The 14,188-nt window shown below is 69.8% G+C and carries 13 protein-coding genes; 8 read left to right on the forward strand and 5 right to left on the reverse strand.

The genetic code is table 11. The annotated features are described in order from the left end of the window. Positions 1 to 35: 35 nt before the first annotated feature. The 8 genes from ACFZBD_RS05215 (at position 36) to pssA (ending at position 9,032) form a co-directional block, all read left to right on the forward strand. Complete coding sequence (locus tag ACFZBD_RS05215; RefSeq protein WP_391135547.1) at positions 36 to 884, forward strand: TetR family transcriptional regulator; 849 nt, start codon at positions 36 to 38, stop codon at positions 882 to 884. 401 nt (positions 885 to 1,285) lie between these two features. Beyond that, positions 1,286 to 2,623 (forward strand): crotonyl-CoA carboxylase/reductase, encoded by a 1,338-nt coding sequence (gene ccrA, locus ACFZBD_RS05220; protein WP_391135550.1) that lies wholly within the window; start codon positions 1,286 to 1,288, stop codon positions 2,621 to 2,623. Between the two features lie 14 nt (positions 2,624 to 2,637). After that, entirely contained in the window at positions 2,638 to 4,650 is a 2,013-nt protein-coding gene (locus ACFZBD_RS05225; protein WP_391135553.1) for a methylmalonyl-CoA mutase family protein, read from the forward strand. Then, entirely contained in the window at positions 4,647 to 5,612 is a 966-nt protein-coding gene (locus tag ACFZBD_RS05230) for an aldolase/citrate lyase family protein (protein ID WP_391135556.1), read from the forward strand. The genes ACFZBD_RS05225 and ACFZBD_RS05230 overlap by 4 nt, the downstream gene beginning before the upstream one ends. A gap of 5 nt (positions 5,613 to 5,617) precedes the next feature. Beyond that, on the forward strand, positions 5,618 to 6,130 hold the full coding sequence (locus ACFZBD_RS05235) for a MaoC family dehydratase (RefSeq protein ID WP_351211650.1): 513 nt from the start codon (positions 5,618 to 5,620) through the stop codon (positions 6,128 to 6,130). Between the two features lie 2 nt (positions 6,131 to 6,132). Next, positions 6,133 to 7,338: an acyl-CoA dehydrogenase family protein gene (locus ACFZBD_RS05240; protein WP_391135560.1), complete on the forward strand. Its 1,206-nt coding sequence runs from the start codon at positions 6,133 to 6,135 to the stop codon at positions 7,336 to 7,338. 178 nt (positions 7,339 to 7,516) lie between these two features. Then, positions 7,517 to 8,173, forward strand: coding sequence for a phosphatidylserine decarboxylase (locus ACFZBD_RS05245; RefSeq protein WP_391135563.1), 657 nt, complete (start codon positions 7,517 to 7,519; stop codon positions 8,171 to 8,173). Continuing rightward, on the forward strand, positions 8,166 to 9,032 hold the full coding sequence (gene pssA, locus ACFZBD_RS05250; RefSeq protein WP_391135972.1) for a CDP-diacylglycerol--serine O-phosphatidyltransferase: 867 nt from the start codon (positions 8,166 to 8,168) through the stop codon (positions 9,030 to 9,032). Before ACFZBD_RS05245 ends, pssA begins: the two co-directional genes overlap by 8 nt. A gap of 172 nt (positions 9,033 to 9,204) precedes the next feature. On the opposite strand, the gene ACFZBD_RS05255 is transcribed toward pssA, so the two are convergent. From ACFZBD_RS05255 to ACFZBD_RS05275, 5 genes are read right to left on the reverse strand one after another with little or no spacing between them, the layout of a single operon-like run. Then, positions 9,205 to 10,479 (reverse strand): ABC transporter substrate-binding protein, encoded by a 1,275-nt coding sequence (locus tag ACFZBD_RS05255; RefSeq protein WP_391135566.1) that lies wholly within the window; start codon positions 10,477 to 10,479, stop codon positions 9,205 to 9,207. Beyond that, a complete protein-coding gene (locus ACFZBD_RS05260; RefSeq protein WP_391135569.1) occupies positions 10,476 to 11,597 on the reverse strand; it encodes a branched-chain amino acid ABC transporter permease in 1,122 nt (373 codons plus the stop codon). The genes ACFZBD_RS05255 and ACFZBD_RS05260 overlap by 4 nt, the downstream gene beginning before the upstream one ends. Next, positions 11,590 to 12,480 (reverse strand): branched-chain amino acid ABC transporter permease, encoded by an 891-nt coding sequence (locus tag ACFZBD_RS05265; RefSeq protein WP_391135572.1) that lies wholly within the window; start codon positions 12,478 to 12,480, stop codon positions 11,590 to 11,592. Before ACFZBD_RS05265 ends, ACFZBD_RS05260 begins: the two co-directional genes overlap by 8 nt. Beyond that, complete coding sequence (locus ACFZBD_RS05270) at positions 12,477 to 13,301, reverse strand: ATP-binding cassette domain-containing protein (RefSeq protein ID WP_391135576.1); 825 nt, start codon at positions 13,299 to 13,301, stop codon at positions 12,477 to 12,479. The genes ACFZBD_RS05265 and ACFZBD_RS05270 overlap by 4 nt, the downstream gene beginning before the upstream one ends. Beyond that, positions 13,298 to 14,116, reverse strand: coding sequence for an ATP-binding cassette domain-containing protein (locus ACFZBD_RS05275; RefSeq protein ID WP_391135579.1), 819 nt, complete (start codon positions 14,114 to 14,116; stop codon positions 13,298 to 13,300). The genes ACFZBD_RS05270 and ACFZBD_RS05275 overlap by 4 nt, the downstream gene beginning before the upstream one ends. Positions 14,117 to 14,188: the final 72 nt, after the last annotated feature.

The following is a 14,188-nucleotide window of genomic DNA, read 5'->3' on the forward strand; positions in this document are numbered from 1 at the left end:
GGCACACGCCCGCGCTGATGCAGTACGTTCAGGACATGTCCAAGGCTGCTAAGTCACCCCGTGCCACGTCCCCGTCCGACTCCCAGGAGAGTGCGGCGGGCACCCGCGCGGCCGCTCAGCGGCTCAAGATGCGCCGTGAGCTGGCGACGGCGGCCATGGAACTGTTCGCGACCAAGGGGTACGAGGCCACCACGGTCGACGAGATCGCCGCCGCGGCGGGGGTCGCGCGGCGTACCTTCTTCCGCCACTTCCGCTCCAAGGAAGAGGCGATCTTCCCGGACCACGACGACACCCTGGTGCGGGCGGAGGCGGTGCTGAACGCCGCGCCGCCGCACGAGCACCCGCTGGACACCGTCTGCCGGGGCATCAAGGAAGTCATGAAGATGTACGCGGGGTCCCCGGCGGTCTCCGTGGAGCGCTACCGGCTGACCCGCGAGGTACCGACCCTGCGGGAGCGCGAGATCGCTTCGGTGGCCCGCTACGAGCGGCTGTTCACCCGCTATCTCCTCGGCCACTTCGACGAGCGCGACCACCACGACGGCAATGACGACCCGCTGCTGGCCGAGGTGGCCGCGTCGGCGGTGGTCACCGCCCACAACCACGTCCTGCGCCGCTGGCTGCGGGCCGGCGGCCAGGGGGACGTGGAGGCGCAGCTGGACCACGCCTTCGCGATCGTGCGGGAGACCTTCGGCTCGGGCATAGGCGCCGGCCGCCCGGCGCAGGCGCCGTCGGCCCCGCAGTCCGCTCCCGCGGCCCCCAGGGCGGTCGCTTCGCAGGCGGCGACCGTCTCCGCCGAGGGCGGGGTGGTCGTGGCCGTGGCGCGTACCGACGCTCCGCTCGACGAGGTCATGCGGACCATCCAGCAGGCGCTCACCCGCGACTGACCGGCGGCTTCCGGCAGATACCGGCGAGTTTCCAGGCGAAGGCCGTCCCCACGAGGGGCGGCCTTCGTCCGTTTTGCACCGCCCTTCGATCGATCATCGCTCATGTGTGACCGGCGGATTGCATCTGAGTGAAATTGTTGGCACGCAGTGCCTTGTCAGGTGACACGCGGTGCCATACGTTGATGTTGTCCGGGCGGCCGGCGCGCAGAGGTCTCCTCGTGCGCCGGCTGTCCCCACAAGCGATCGTGATTGTGCGCCCGGACGCCTGCGTCACAGGCACCCTCCGCGCCCACCCGGCGCAGCCACGCACCACCCGCCGAACCGACGGCACACCTCCACAGCAGAACCCCAGACGCATCCCTCAGCGTCCCCTCGGACGCCGCACCGCCGGAGGCACACCCGTGAAGGAAATCCTGGACGCGATCCAGTCGTCGGAGTCCACGTCCGCCGACTTCGCCAACATCAAGCTCCCCGAGTCCTACCGCGCGGTGACCGTGCACAAGGACGAGGCCGAGATGTTCTCCGGCCTTCCCAGCCGCGAGAAGGACCCGCGCAAGTCGCTCCACGTGGACGACGTGGCGCTGCCCGAGCTCGGCCCGGGCGAGGCCCTGGTCGCCGTCATGGCCAGCTCCGTGAACTACAACTCGGTCTGGACCTCGATCTTCGAGCCGGTGTCCACCTTCGGCTTCCTGGAGCGCTACGGCCGGCTCAGCGACCTCAGCAAGCGCCACGACCTGCCGTACCACATCATCGGCTCCGACCTCGCGGGCGTCGTCCTGCGCACCGGCCCCGGTGTGAACTCGTGGAAGCCCGGCGACGAGGTCGTCGCGCACTGCCTCTCCGTCGAGCTGGAGTCCTCGGACGGCCACAACGACACGATGCTCGACCCGGAGCAGCGCATCTGGGGCTTCGAGACCAACTTCGGCGGGCTGGCGGAGATCGCCCTCGTGAAGTCGAACCAGCTGATGCCCAAGCCGGACCACCTCAGCTGGGAGGAGGCGGCGGCGCCGGGCCTGGTGAACTCCACCGCCTACCGCCAGCTGGTCTCCCGCAACGGCGCCGGCATGAAGCAGGGCGACAACGTCCTGATCTGGGGCGCGAGCGGCGGCCTCGGTTCGTACGCCACCCAGTTCGCGCTGGCCGGCGGCGCCAACCCGATCTGTGTCGTCTCCAGCGACCAGAAGGCGGACATCTGCCGTTCGATGGGCGCCGAGGCGATCATCGACCGCAACGCCGAGGGCTACAAGTTCTGGAAGGACGAGCACACCCAGGACCCCAAGGAGTGGAAGCGCTTCGGCAAGCGCATCCGCGAGCTGACCGGCGGCGAGGACATCGACATCGTCTTCGAGCACCCGGGCCGCGAGACCTTCGGCGCCTCGGTGTACGTCACCCGTAAGGGCGGCACCATCACCACCTGCGCCTCCACCTCGGGGTACATGCACGAGTACGACAACCGCTACCTCTGGATGTCCCTAAAGCGGATCATCGGCTCGCACTTCGCCAACTACCGCGAGGCGTGGGAGGCCAACCGCCTGATCGCCAAGGGCAAGATCCACCCGACCCTGTCCAAGGTGTACTCCCTGGAGGACACCGGCCAGGCCGCCCACGACGTGCACCGCAACGTCCACCAGGGCAAGGTCGGCGTGCTCTGCCTCGCCCCCGAGGAGGGCATGGGCGTGCGCGACCAGGAGCTGCGGGCCAAGCACATCGACGCCATCAACCGCTTCCGTAACGTCTGAGCCCGGGACCAAAGATGACTGAGCGCCAGAAGGACCGTCCGTGGCTGATGCGGACGTACGCCGGTCACTCGACCGCCGAGGCGTCCAACGAGCTGTACCGGCGCAACCTGGCGAAGGGGCAGACCGGCCTCTCGGTCGCCTTCGACCTGCCGACGCAGACCGGCTACGACCCCGACCACATCCTCGCCCGCGGCGAGGTCGGACGGGTCGGGGTCCCGGTCTCGCACCTCGGTGACATGCGGCGGCTGTTCCAGGACATCCCCCTGGAGCAGATGAACACCTCGATGACCATCAACGCCACCGCCATGTGGCTGCTGGCGCTCTACCAGGTGGTGGCCGAGGAGCAGGGCGCGGACGTCGCCCGGCTCCAGGGCACCACCCAGAACGACATCGTGAAGGAGTACCTGTCGCGCGGGACGCACGTCTTCCCGCCCGGCCCGTCGCTGCGGCTGACGACGGACATGATCACCTACACGGTGAACCACATCCCGAAGTGGAACCCGATCAACATCTGCAGCTACCACCTGCAGGAGGCGGGGGCCACTCCGGTCCAGGAGATCTCGTACGCGATGTCCACCGCGATCGCGGTGCTCGACGCGGTCTTCGCCTCCGGGCAGGTCCCCGAGGAGCGCAGGGGCGAGGTGGTCGCCCGTATCTCCTTCTTCGTGAACGCGGGCGTCCGTTTCGTCGAGGAGATGTGCAAGATGCGCGCCTTCGGCCGCATCTGGGACAAGGTCACGCGCGAGCGGTACGGCATCGAGGACGCCAAGCAGCGCCGGTTCCGCTACGGCGTGCAGGTCAACTCCCTCGGGCTGACCGAGGCGCAGCCGGAGAACAACGTCCAGCGGATCGTGCTCGAGATGCTGGCCGTGACCCTCTCCAAGGACGCACGCGCGCGTGCCGTCCAGCTGCCCGCCTGGAACGAGGCGCTGGGCCTGCCCCGGCCGTGGGACCAGCAGTGGTCGCTGCGCATCCAGCAGGTCCTCGCGCACGAGTCGGACCTGCTGGAGTACGAGGACATCTTCGCCGGGTCGCACGTCATCGAGGCCAAGGTCGGCTCCCTCGTGGAGGAGTGCCTGGCCGAGATCGACCGGATCCAGGAGATGGGCGGCGCGATGGCCGCCGTGGAGTCCGGCTACCTCAAGTCGCAGCTGGTCTCCTCGCACGCCGAGCGGCGGGCCCGGATCGAGGCCGGCGACGAGAAGATCGTCGGCGTCAACATCTTCCAGTCCACGGAGGAGAACCCGCTCACCGCCGACCTCGACACGGCGATCATGACGGTCGACCCGGCCAACGAGGCCCGGGTGGTGGCGAAGCTCCACGAGTGGCGGGACAACCGCGAGGAGGCCCGCGCCCAGGAGGCGCTGGCCGCGCTCAAGGCGATCGCCGCCGGGGACGGGAACCTCTTCGAGGCCACCCTGGAGTGCGCCCGCGCGGGCGTCACCACCGGCGAGTGGTCCTGGGCGCTGCGGGACGTCTTCGGCGAGTTCCGCGCCCCCACGGGCGTCTCCTCCGCCCCGGTGGCGGTGACGGCCGAGGAGGGCACGCCGCTGGCCGTGGTACGGGAGAAGGTCGCGCGGACGGCCTCGGAGCTGGGCTCCGGCCGGCTGCGGCTCCTGGTGGGCAAGCCGGGCCTGGACGGGCACTCCAACGGCGCCGAGCAGATCGCCGTACGCGCGCGTGACGCCGGTTTCGAGGTGGTCTACCAGGGGATCCGGCTGACGCCCGAGCAGATCGTCGACGCGGCCCTCGCGGAGGACGTGCACTGCGTCGGCCTGTCGATCCTCTCCGGCTCGCACGCCGAGCTGGTGCCGGACGTGCTGGACCGCCTCCGGGAGGCGGGGGCGCACGACATCCCGGTCATCGTCGGCGGCATCATCCCGAACGCCGATGCCGCGGATCTGAAGCGGGCGGGCGTGGCCGCCGTCTTCACACCGAAGGACTTCGGAATCACCGAGATCATCGGCCGTATCGTCGACGAGATCCGGAAAGCGAACAAGCTCGACCCCCTGGAGGTCCCCGCATGACCAGCCCCGTGAACCGACTCCGCCCGCGTCGCTCGTGTCTGGCGGTCCCCGGCTCCAACCCGCGCTTCCTGGAGAAGGCCCAGGGGCTCGCCGCCGACCAGGTCTTCCTCGACCTGGAGGACGCCTGCGCGCCGCTCGCCAAGCCCGAGGCGCGGCACACCATCGTGAAGTTCCTGAACGAGGGTGACTGGACGGGCAAGACGCGGGTCGTGCGGGTCAACGACTGGACGACCCACTGGACCTACCGGGACGTCGTCACGGTCGTCGAGGGCGCCGGCCAGAACCTCGACTGCATCATGCTGCCGAAGGTCCAGGACGCCCAGCAGATCGTCGCCCTCGACCTGCTGCTCACGCAGATCGAGAAGACCATGGGCTTCGAGGTCGGCAAGATCGGCATCGAGGCGCAGATCGAGAACGCGCAGGGCCTCAACAACGTCAACGCCATCGCGCAGACCTCGCCGCGCGTGGAGACGATCATCTTCGGCCCGGCCGACTTCATGGCCTCCATCAACATGAAGTCCCTGGTGGTCGGCGAGCAGCCGCCCGGTTACGACGCCGACGCCTACCACTACATCCTGATGAGGATCCTGATGGCGGCCCGCGCCAACAACCTCCAGGCGATCGACGGCCCCTACCTGCAGATCCGCAACCAGGAGGGCTACAAGGCGGTCGCCCGCCGCGCCGCCGCCCTCGGCTTCGACGGCAAGTGGGTGCTCCACCCGGACCAGGTCGCCGCGGCGAACGAGATCTTCTCGCCCTCGCAGGAGGACTTCGACCACGCCGAACTGATCCTCGACGCGTACGACTACTACACCTCCGAGGCGGGCGGCAAGAAGGGCTCGGCGATGCTCGGCGACGAGATGATCGACGAGGCCAGCCGCAAGATGGCCCTGGTCATCTCGGGCAAGGGCCGCGCCGCGGGCATGGAGCGCACCACCAAGTTCGAGATCCCGGAGGCCTGAGTCCGATGCAGTTCGGCCGTACCTACGAAGAGTTCGAAGTCGGCGCCGTCTACAAGCACTGGCCCGGAAAGACGGTCACCGAGTACGACGACCATCTCTTCTGTCTGCTGACGATGAACCACCATCCGCTGCACATGGATGTGAACTACGCGGAGAACACGACGGACTTCGGGAAGAACGTCGTCGTCGGCAACTACATCTACTCGCTGCTGCTCGGCATGTCCGTGCCGGACGTCTCGGGCAAGGCGATCGCCAACCTGGAGATCGAGTCGCTGCGCCACGTCGCGCCGACCTTCCACGGCGACACCCTCTACGGCGAGACCACTGTCCTCGACAAGACCCCCTCGAAGTCGAAGAACGACCGGGGCATCGTCTACGTCGAGACCAAGGGCTACAAGCAGGACGGCACCCTGGTGTGCGTGTTCCGCCGCAAGGTGATGGTCCCCACGGAGACGTACATCAAGGAGCGCGGCGGCGAGCAGCCCGGCCGCCCCCAGCTCAAGGAACAGGGGAAGTAGTCATGGCGCGACTCGCCCAGACCCACGGTCTGACCGATGTGCAGCAGGAGATCCTCTCCACCGTCCGGGACTTCGTCGACAAGGAGATCATCCCGGTCGCCACGGAGCTGGAGCACCGTGACGAGTACCCCCAGGAGATCGTCGACGGGCTCAAGGAGCTCGGCGTCTTCGGTCTGATGATCCCCGAGGAGTACGGGGGCCTGGGCGAGTCGCTCCTCACCTACGCGCTCTGCGTGGAGGAGATCGCCCGTGGCTGGATGTCGGTCTCCGGCATCATCAACACCCACTTCATCGTCGCGTACATGCTCAAGCAGCACGGCACCCAGGAGCAGAAGGACCACTTCCTTCCGCGCATGGCGGCCGGCGAGACGCGCGGCGCGTTCTCGATGTCGGAGCCGGCCCTCGGCTCGGACGTGTCGGCGATCACGTCCAAGGCGGTCAAGGACGGCGACGAGTACGTCCTGAACGGCCAGAAGATGTGGCTGACGAACGGCGGAACGTCAACGCTGGTCGCCGTTCTCGTCCGAAGTGACGAAGGACACCCCGAGGGCACCGCCCCGCACAAGTCGATGACCACCTTCCTCGTCGAGAAGGAGCCCGGCTTCGGAGAGGTCCGCCCGGGCCTCACCATCCCCGGGAAGATCGACAAGATGGGTTACAAGGGGGTCGACACCACCGAGCTCATCATGGACGGACTGCGCATTCCGGCCAATCGGGTCCTCGGCGGGACCACCGGCCGAGGGTTTTACCAAATGATGGACGGTGTCGAAGTCGGCCGGGTGAATGTCGCCGCCCGTGGCTGCGGTGTCGCTCAGCGTGCGTTCGAGCTGGGTGTCTCCTATGCCCAGCAGCGTCATACTTTCGGCAAGCAGATCGCCCAGCACCAGGCGATCCAGTTCAAGCTGGCCGAAATGGCTACCAAGGTGGAAGCCGCTCATGCGATGATGGTGAACGCAGCGCGCAAAAAGGACTCCGGGGAGCGAAACGACCTCGAAGCAGGGATGGCGAAGTACCTCGCCTCCGAGTACTGCAAGGAAGTCGTCGAGGACGCCTTCCGTATCCATGGTGGATACGGGTTCTCCAAGGAGTACGAGATCGAGCGCCTCTACCGCGAGGCTCCGATGCTGCTCATCGGTGAAGGTACCGCCGAGATCCAGAAAATGATCATCGGTCGCCGGTTGCTCGAGGAGTACCGCTTCCAGGGTTGATGTCGCTTTTGAGTCGGTTCGGCCGCGAAGAAGATCACACCCTGTCAGCGTTTGCCGAGGGTTTCCGGCCGACCGACTCGGCTTCTGGCTTGCCCAGTTGCGCCCCGCAACCGATAGCATCGCCGGAAAGCCGCCGTCCCCCTTGCCCGTGCGGCATCATCCGCTACGAAGGTCATTCATGCCCCACAGCCAAACCTCTGCACCTCGCGACAGCCTCGCTGGCGTACGCCTCGCGCGCGGAGCATCGCCGTGGCTTCTGCCGACCGTCGCCACCGCGGCGCTCAGCCTCACCCGGGCCCGCCGGTCCGGGCGCTGGGCCGCTGTCGCCGTGCCCACCACCGCTCTGGCGGCGGGCATGCTGTGGTTCTTCCGCGACCCCGAGCGCGAGATCGCTCAGGGCCGGGTCATCTCCCCCGCCGACGGTGTGGTGCAGAGCATCATGCCGTGGAAGGACGGGCGGACCCGGGTCGCCATCTTCATGAGCCCGCTGAACGTCCACGTCAACCGCGCGCCGCTGGCCGGCACGGTGACGTCCGTGGAGCACATCCCCGGCGGGTTCGTCCCGGCGTTCAACAAGGAGAGCGAGAACAACGAGCGCGTTGTCTGGCACTTCGACACCGAGCTGGGCGACATCGAGATGGTGCAGATCGCGGGGGCCGTGGCCCGCCGCATCGTGCCGTACATCCCGCAGGGGACGAAGGTCGAGCAGGGCGAGCGCATCGGTCTGATCCGTTTCGGGTCGCGCGTTGACATCTACCTTCCGGAAGGTGTCGACGTCGCTGTCGAGGTCGGTCAGACCACGACCGCGGGGGTGACTCGCATTGACCGTGATTGATCCCGACACACATGCCGGCGACTGGGTCGCCGACGCCGAAGCGGACGGTGCCGAAGACGCCGAGGAGATGCCGCTGTCGATGAGGCTGTCCATAGCGGACGCCCTCACGCTCGGTAACGCCACGTGCGGTTTCATGGCGGTGTACTTCACCACCACCGGCATCCTCATCCCGCACCTCACGGGCAGCGCCGAGAACGGCATGGCGCGCAACAGCGCCGCCACCGCCGTGATCCTCATGCTGGCCGCGGCGATCTTCGACCTCTTCGACGGCATCGTGGCGCGCAAGCTCCGCTCGTCGCCGATGGGTGCCGAGCTGGACAACCTCTCGGACCTGATCAGCTTCGGTCTGGCCCCGGCCTACTTCGTGCTGGTGTACGGAATGGTCGCGGACGACGCGCAGCAGAAGGTCTCGGCGGTGGCCGCGATCGTGGTGCTGCTCGCGGTGGTGCTCCGGCTGGCGAGATTCTCCTGCGTGACGATGAAGGACGGCATGTTCCAGGGCATGCCGAGCCCCTTCGGCGCGCTGACGGTCGTCTCGATCGTGCTGCTGGAGCTGCCGTTCATCCCGACGCTGCTCGCGATCATCGGAGTGGCGTGGCTGATGGTGAGCCGGGTCGAGTACCCCAAGCCGCGGGGTGTCCTCGCGGTGGCGATGCTCGCCTGGATCGTCGGTGCCATGGGCATGCTGGCGGCCTGGGCGTTCGACGCCCCGGGCGGACAGTTCCTGCTCCAGACCGGCTGCGCGCTGCAGGTCGTGATGGGCGCCGTGATCCCCCTCTTCGCGACGGCCCGTCGGGTGAACACCTTCCGCGGCAACCGCCGCGAGAGCCGGGAGGCTCGCGCGGCCCAGCTGCCGTAGCGGAAGTACGGACAGAGAGAAAGGGCCCGGACGCCGATGCGTCCGGGCCCTTTCTCGTCTCCGGTGCCGCGAGGCGGTCGGAGCCGCTGGAGAGTGCGTCGTGGGGGGCGGGGCGGGGCCGGATGCTCGTCCACCCGCCCCGCCCGCCCCGGAGAGCCCCCGTGGGGCCCCGTCAGCCCGTCTTCGGGGTGAAGCTCCGCGCCGCCTCGGAGACGAAGGGCTCGCGGACCGTGCGCATGCCTCCGGGGACGGTCTTGTCCGGCTGGATGATCACGGACTCGCGTGCCGAGGGTGCCTTCGGGTCGCTGAAGTCGTGCGTCATGCCGAAGCCGGCGTCGTGGGCGTTCAGGGTCAGGAGGGCCTTGTCGACGCCCTCGCGGGTGAGGTCCTTGTCGGCGCAGGCCTTCTTCAGGGCCTCGCCGAAGACGGTGGCCGCGGTCCAGCCGGCGACGATGCCGTTGTCGAGGGTGTCGCTCGGGTAGGCCGTCTTGTAGTCGGCGACGAGCTTCTTGGCGGCCGGGGTGTCCGCGCCGATCGGCAGGCTCGGGGAGGCGAACCAGTACATCTTCTCCAGCGCCGGTCCGGCCTGGGTGCCGAGCAGCTGCGGGGCGAACGCCGAGTTGTTGCCGACGATCGGCACCAGCAGCTTCACGGCGGCCGCGACACCCACCAGGGAGGCGGCCTGGCGCGGGCCGGCGCTGATGACGATGGCCTTGACCCCCTCCTTCCGCAACGCCGCCACCTGCGCCGACATGTCGTTGTCGGTGGGCTTGATCTTCTGCTCCACCACCGTGAGACCGGCCTTCTCGGCGGCGTACTTCGAGCCGGCCAGGGCGTTCTCGCCGTAGTCGCCCTCGAAGTAGACGTGGCCGAGCTTGTCGCCCGCCTTCAGGCCCTTCTCCTTGACCAGGAAGTCGACCGCGTTGATCGTCTCCACGTCGTAGGTGGCGCCGAGGACCCGGATGTACGGGGAGCCGAGCAGCGAGGCCGACCAGGCCTGCGGCAGGACGACCCCCTTGTCCTGGCCGTCGATGCGCTGCTTGACGGCGGCGACGAACGGGGAGCCGATGAACTGGGCGTAACCGACCACCTTCGGTTCCAGCTCGGTGTAGGCCGACAGCGCCTTCTGAGGGTCGTAGCCGTGGTCGCGGACCGTCAGCTCCAGCTGCCGGCCGCAGATCCCGCCGGCCGCGTTGGTCTGCTTGACGTACAGCTGCTGGGCCTGGGTGACGCTCTTGCCGAGGGTGGCGTACACCCCGGTCATGTCGGTGAGCGCGCCGATGGCGATGGTCTTGTCGGTGACGCCCTTGCCGGCCTTCACCCCGCCCGCGCCGGTGCCCTGGTCATCACCGCTCTTCGCCTTGGAGCTGCATCCGGCGGCCGTGAGCGTGACCAGGACGGCGAGTGCGGCGGTCAGGCCCCGCACAGCCTGTCGTCGGTGGTTCATCTGTCCTCCCCTGAGGATCGCGTGGTGCTTGAGGGTTGCTTGGTGCGTGAGGGGTGTGTGGTGCGCCGTGCGGCCAGCCGGACCAGGCCACCGGGCAGGAAGAGCACCACCGCGACGACGGCGGCGCCGTAGAGATAGCGCGAGGCCTCCCCCGGTGCGATCCCGCCCGTCCCGGGGGCGGAGACCAGGGGAAGCGCGTCGCTGTACCGGTTGAGGAGCTGCGGCAGCAGGGAGACGAAGACGCCTCCGACCACCGCTCCGGCGACCGAGCCGAGACCGCCGATGACGATCATGGCCAGGTATTCGAGGGAGAGCATCATGCCGAAGTACTCCGGCACGGTGCGCTGGAAGACCAGCGCGAGGAGGACGCCCGCCAGACCCGCGTACATCGAGGAGAGCACGAAGACGGCGGCGCGGTAGCGGGCCACGGGGATGCCCATGACGCCCGCCGCGATCCGGTGGTCCCGGATGGCGTTCATGGCGCGGCCGGGGCGGCCGCGCAGGACACCCCGGGCGAAGAGGGCGCCCGCGAGGAGCAGGACCAGACCGAGGTACCAGAGCTTCTCGGCGGCGCCGAACGGCACCTGGGCGACGAGGAGTTCGCTGTCGTCGAAGGTGAGGCCGAAGAGGCTGAGCGGTGGCACGGCCCGGCCGTTGAAGCCGCCGGTGAGGTCATGGGCGTTGAAGAGGACGTGCTGGCCGATGAAGATCAGCGCGAGGGTGGCGATGCCGAGGTACGCGCCCCGCAGGCGCCCGGCGATCGGCGAGAACACCCCACCGGCCAGGCCCGCGAGCGCGACGGCCAGGACGGCGGCGAGCCAGCCCGGCAGGCCGAGGCCGGCCAGTCCGTCCGTGCCGTCGCCGGCGAAGGCGCAGTAGCCGTACGCGCCGACGGCGAGGAAGAAGGCGTGTCCCATGGAGAGCTGGCCGGTGGCGCCGGTCAGCAGGTTGATGCCGATGGCTCCGATGGCGGCGGCCATGGCGAACAGGCCGGCCTGGAGCCAGAAGCGGTCCAGGTAGAACGGGAAGGCGGCGAGGACGAGGCCGGCGACGGCCCAGCCGTAGACCCGGGGGCGGGCGACGGCGGCGAACCCGCGGCGGGGCAGCGCGTCAGACACGGGCCAGCTCCTTCGTGCCGAAGAGACCGGCCGGGCGGATGAGCAGGACGGCGACCATCACCAGATACGGCGCGAGGTCGCCGATGCCCCGGCCGAGGAAGGTCAGGTCGCCCTGGTAGCCGGTGGCGAGGGACTCGGTGATGCCGACGAGGAGTCCGCCGACGAGGGCGCCGGTGGTGGAGTCGAGGCCGCCGAGGATCGCGGCCGGGAAGGCCTTCAGCGCGGCGAGGGAGGTGGAGCGCTCCAGGCCGGGGGTGGGGAAGACGGTGAGGAAGAGAGCGGCGACGGCGGCGAGCCCGCCGGCCACCGCCCAGGCGCCGAGCGAGACCCGGCCGAGCCGGATGCCCATGAGCGCGGCGGTCTCCTGGTTCTCGGCGGCGGCGCGCATGGCGACGCCCCAGGAGGTGTGGCGGAAGGCCAGCAGGAACGCGGTGATGAGCAGCGCGGCGGCGAGGAAGGCCGCGATCCGGGTCTGGGCGATCGTGACCGGGCCGAGGGTGACGACGGAGTCGCCCCAGGGGTCGCCGAGCGCGAGGATGTCGGTGCCGATGCGGCGGGTGAGTTCGGTGGCGAGCAGGATGTCGACGCCGATGGTGACGATGGCGAGGACGCTGTGGTCGGAGCCTCGGTAGCGGCGCATGACCAGGAACTCGACGGCCGCGCCGACCAGGGCGGCGCCGGCGATGCCGACGAGCAGCGCCGGCCAGAATCCGAGGGGTTCGTGGAGGACGGCGGTGACGTAGCCGCCGGCGAGCAGGAGCGAGGCGTGGGCGAAGTTGACGACCTCGGTGGCGCGGAAGATCACCACGAAGCCGAGGGCGATGAGGGCGTAGATCGAGCCCAACGAGACGCCGTTGAGCAGGAGTTCGGCGAAGGTGGTCACTCGGCGGTCTCCTCTCCGAGATAGGCGCGGACGACCGCCGGGTCGTTCTGTACGTCGCCGGGGGTGCCGTCGGCGATGCGACGGCCGAAGTCGAGGACGGTGACGGCGTCGGCGAGCCGCATCACCACTCCCATGTCGTGTTCGACGAGGACGATGGAGATCCCGAGGCTGTCGCGCACACCGGCGATGACGGCGGCGGTACGGCGGCGTTCGTCGGCGGTCATCCCGGCGACGGGCTCGTCGAGGAGCAGCAGCTTGGGCTCCATGCAGAGCGCCCGGGCGAGTTCGGCGAGCTTCTGCTGTCCGTACGGGAGGGACCCGGCGGGCTGCGCCAGCTGCTGCTCCAGGCCGACGAAGGCGGCGATCTCGCGTACCCGGGCCCGGTGCCGGGCGTCCTCGCGGGAGGCGGAGGGGAGCCGGAGCCCGGCGGCGACGAAGCCGGTGCGGGTGAGCCGGTGGCGGCCCAGCATCAGGCTGTCCTCGACGGTGACCCGGGGCGGGAGGGCGAGGTTCTGGAAGATCCGGGCGACCCCGAGGTCCGCGATCCGGTGCGGGGGCAGGCCGGTGAGCTCCCGGTCCCCGAAGCGGACGGAGCCGGAGGTGGCCCGGTAGACCCCGGAGAGCACGTTGAAGCAGGTCGACTTGCCGGCGCCGTTGGGGCCGATGACCGCGTGGACGGTGCCGGGGCGCACGGTGAACCCGACGGAGTCCAGGGCGGTGAGTCCGGCGAACCTGACGGTGACGTCCCGTACCTCCAGGGCGGGGACGGGTGTGCCGACGCCCTGCGGAGCGGCCGGCGGGGTGGTGGCGTCGTCGCTCATCGGGCCTCCTCCCAGCGGGAGAGCACCGGATGGGCGGCGGTGGCGCCGGCCGCGTCGGCGGCGGCGTCCTCGTCGACGACGCCCAGATAGCGGCGGCGTACCTCGTCGGAGGCGGCGAGTTCGTCGGCCGGGCCGGAGAGGGTGACCTCGCCGACCTCCAGGACGTACGCCCGGGAGGCGAGGCGCAGGGCGAGCGCGGCGTTCTGTTCGACGAGCAGGACGGCCGTGCCCTGGGCGTTGATCTCGCGGATGGTGTCGGCGATCCGGGCCGCCATCAGCGGCGCGAGGCCGAGCGAGGGCTCGTCGAGGAGGAGCAGCCTCGGCGAGGCCATCAGGGCGCGGCCGACGGCGAGCATCTGCTGTTCGCCGCCGGACAGCAGCCCGGCGCGCTGCCCCGCGCGCTCGGCGAGGACCGGGAAGAGTTCGTGGACCCGGGCGAGAGCCGAGGCCTTCGCGGCCCGGTCGCCGCGGGCGCCCAGCGCTCCGGCGCGGAGGTTGTCCTCGACGGTCATCCGGGCGAAGACCTGGCGTCCCTCCGGCACCTGGGAGACGCCGGCGGCGACGACCCGGTCGGGCGCGAGCCCGCCGAGCTCCCGGCCGCCGAAGCGGACGGTGCCGGAGACGACGGCGCCGCCGTGGAACGACAGTGTGCGCGAGACGGCGCGCAGCAGCGTGGACTTCCCGGCGCCGTTGCCGCCGAGGACGGTGACGACGGCGCCTTCCGGTACGTCGAGCGACACCCTTCGCAGTGCGCGTACGGGTCCGTATCCCGCCGACAGGTCCGCTATCTCGAGCGCGAGTGCGGTACCCCCCATGGCTCCCCTTCCGTGGCCTGCCCGGTCTCCGTGGCCTGTCCGTTGCGTCGGCCTGCCCCGTTCCCGGGGCCT

Origin of the sequence: Streptomyces sp. NPDC008121, assembly GCF_042957155.1 — a bacterium.
Taxonomy (GTDB): Bacteria; Actinomycetota; Actinomycetes; order Streptomycetales; family Streptomycetaceae; genus Streptomyces.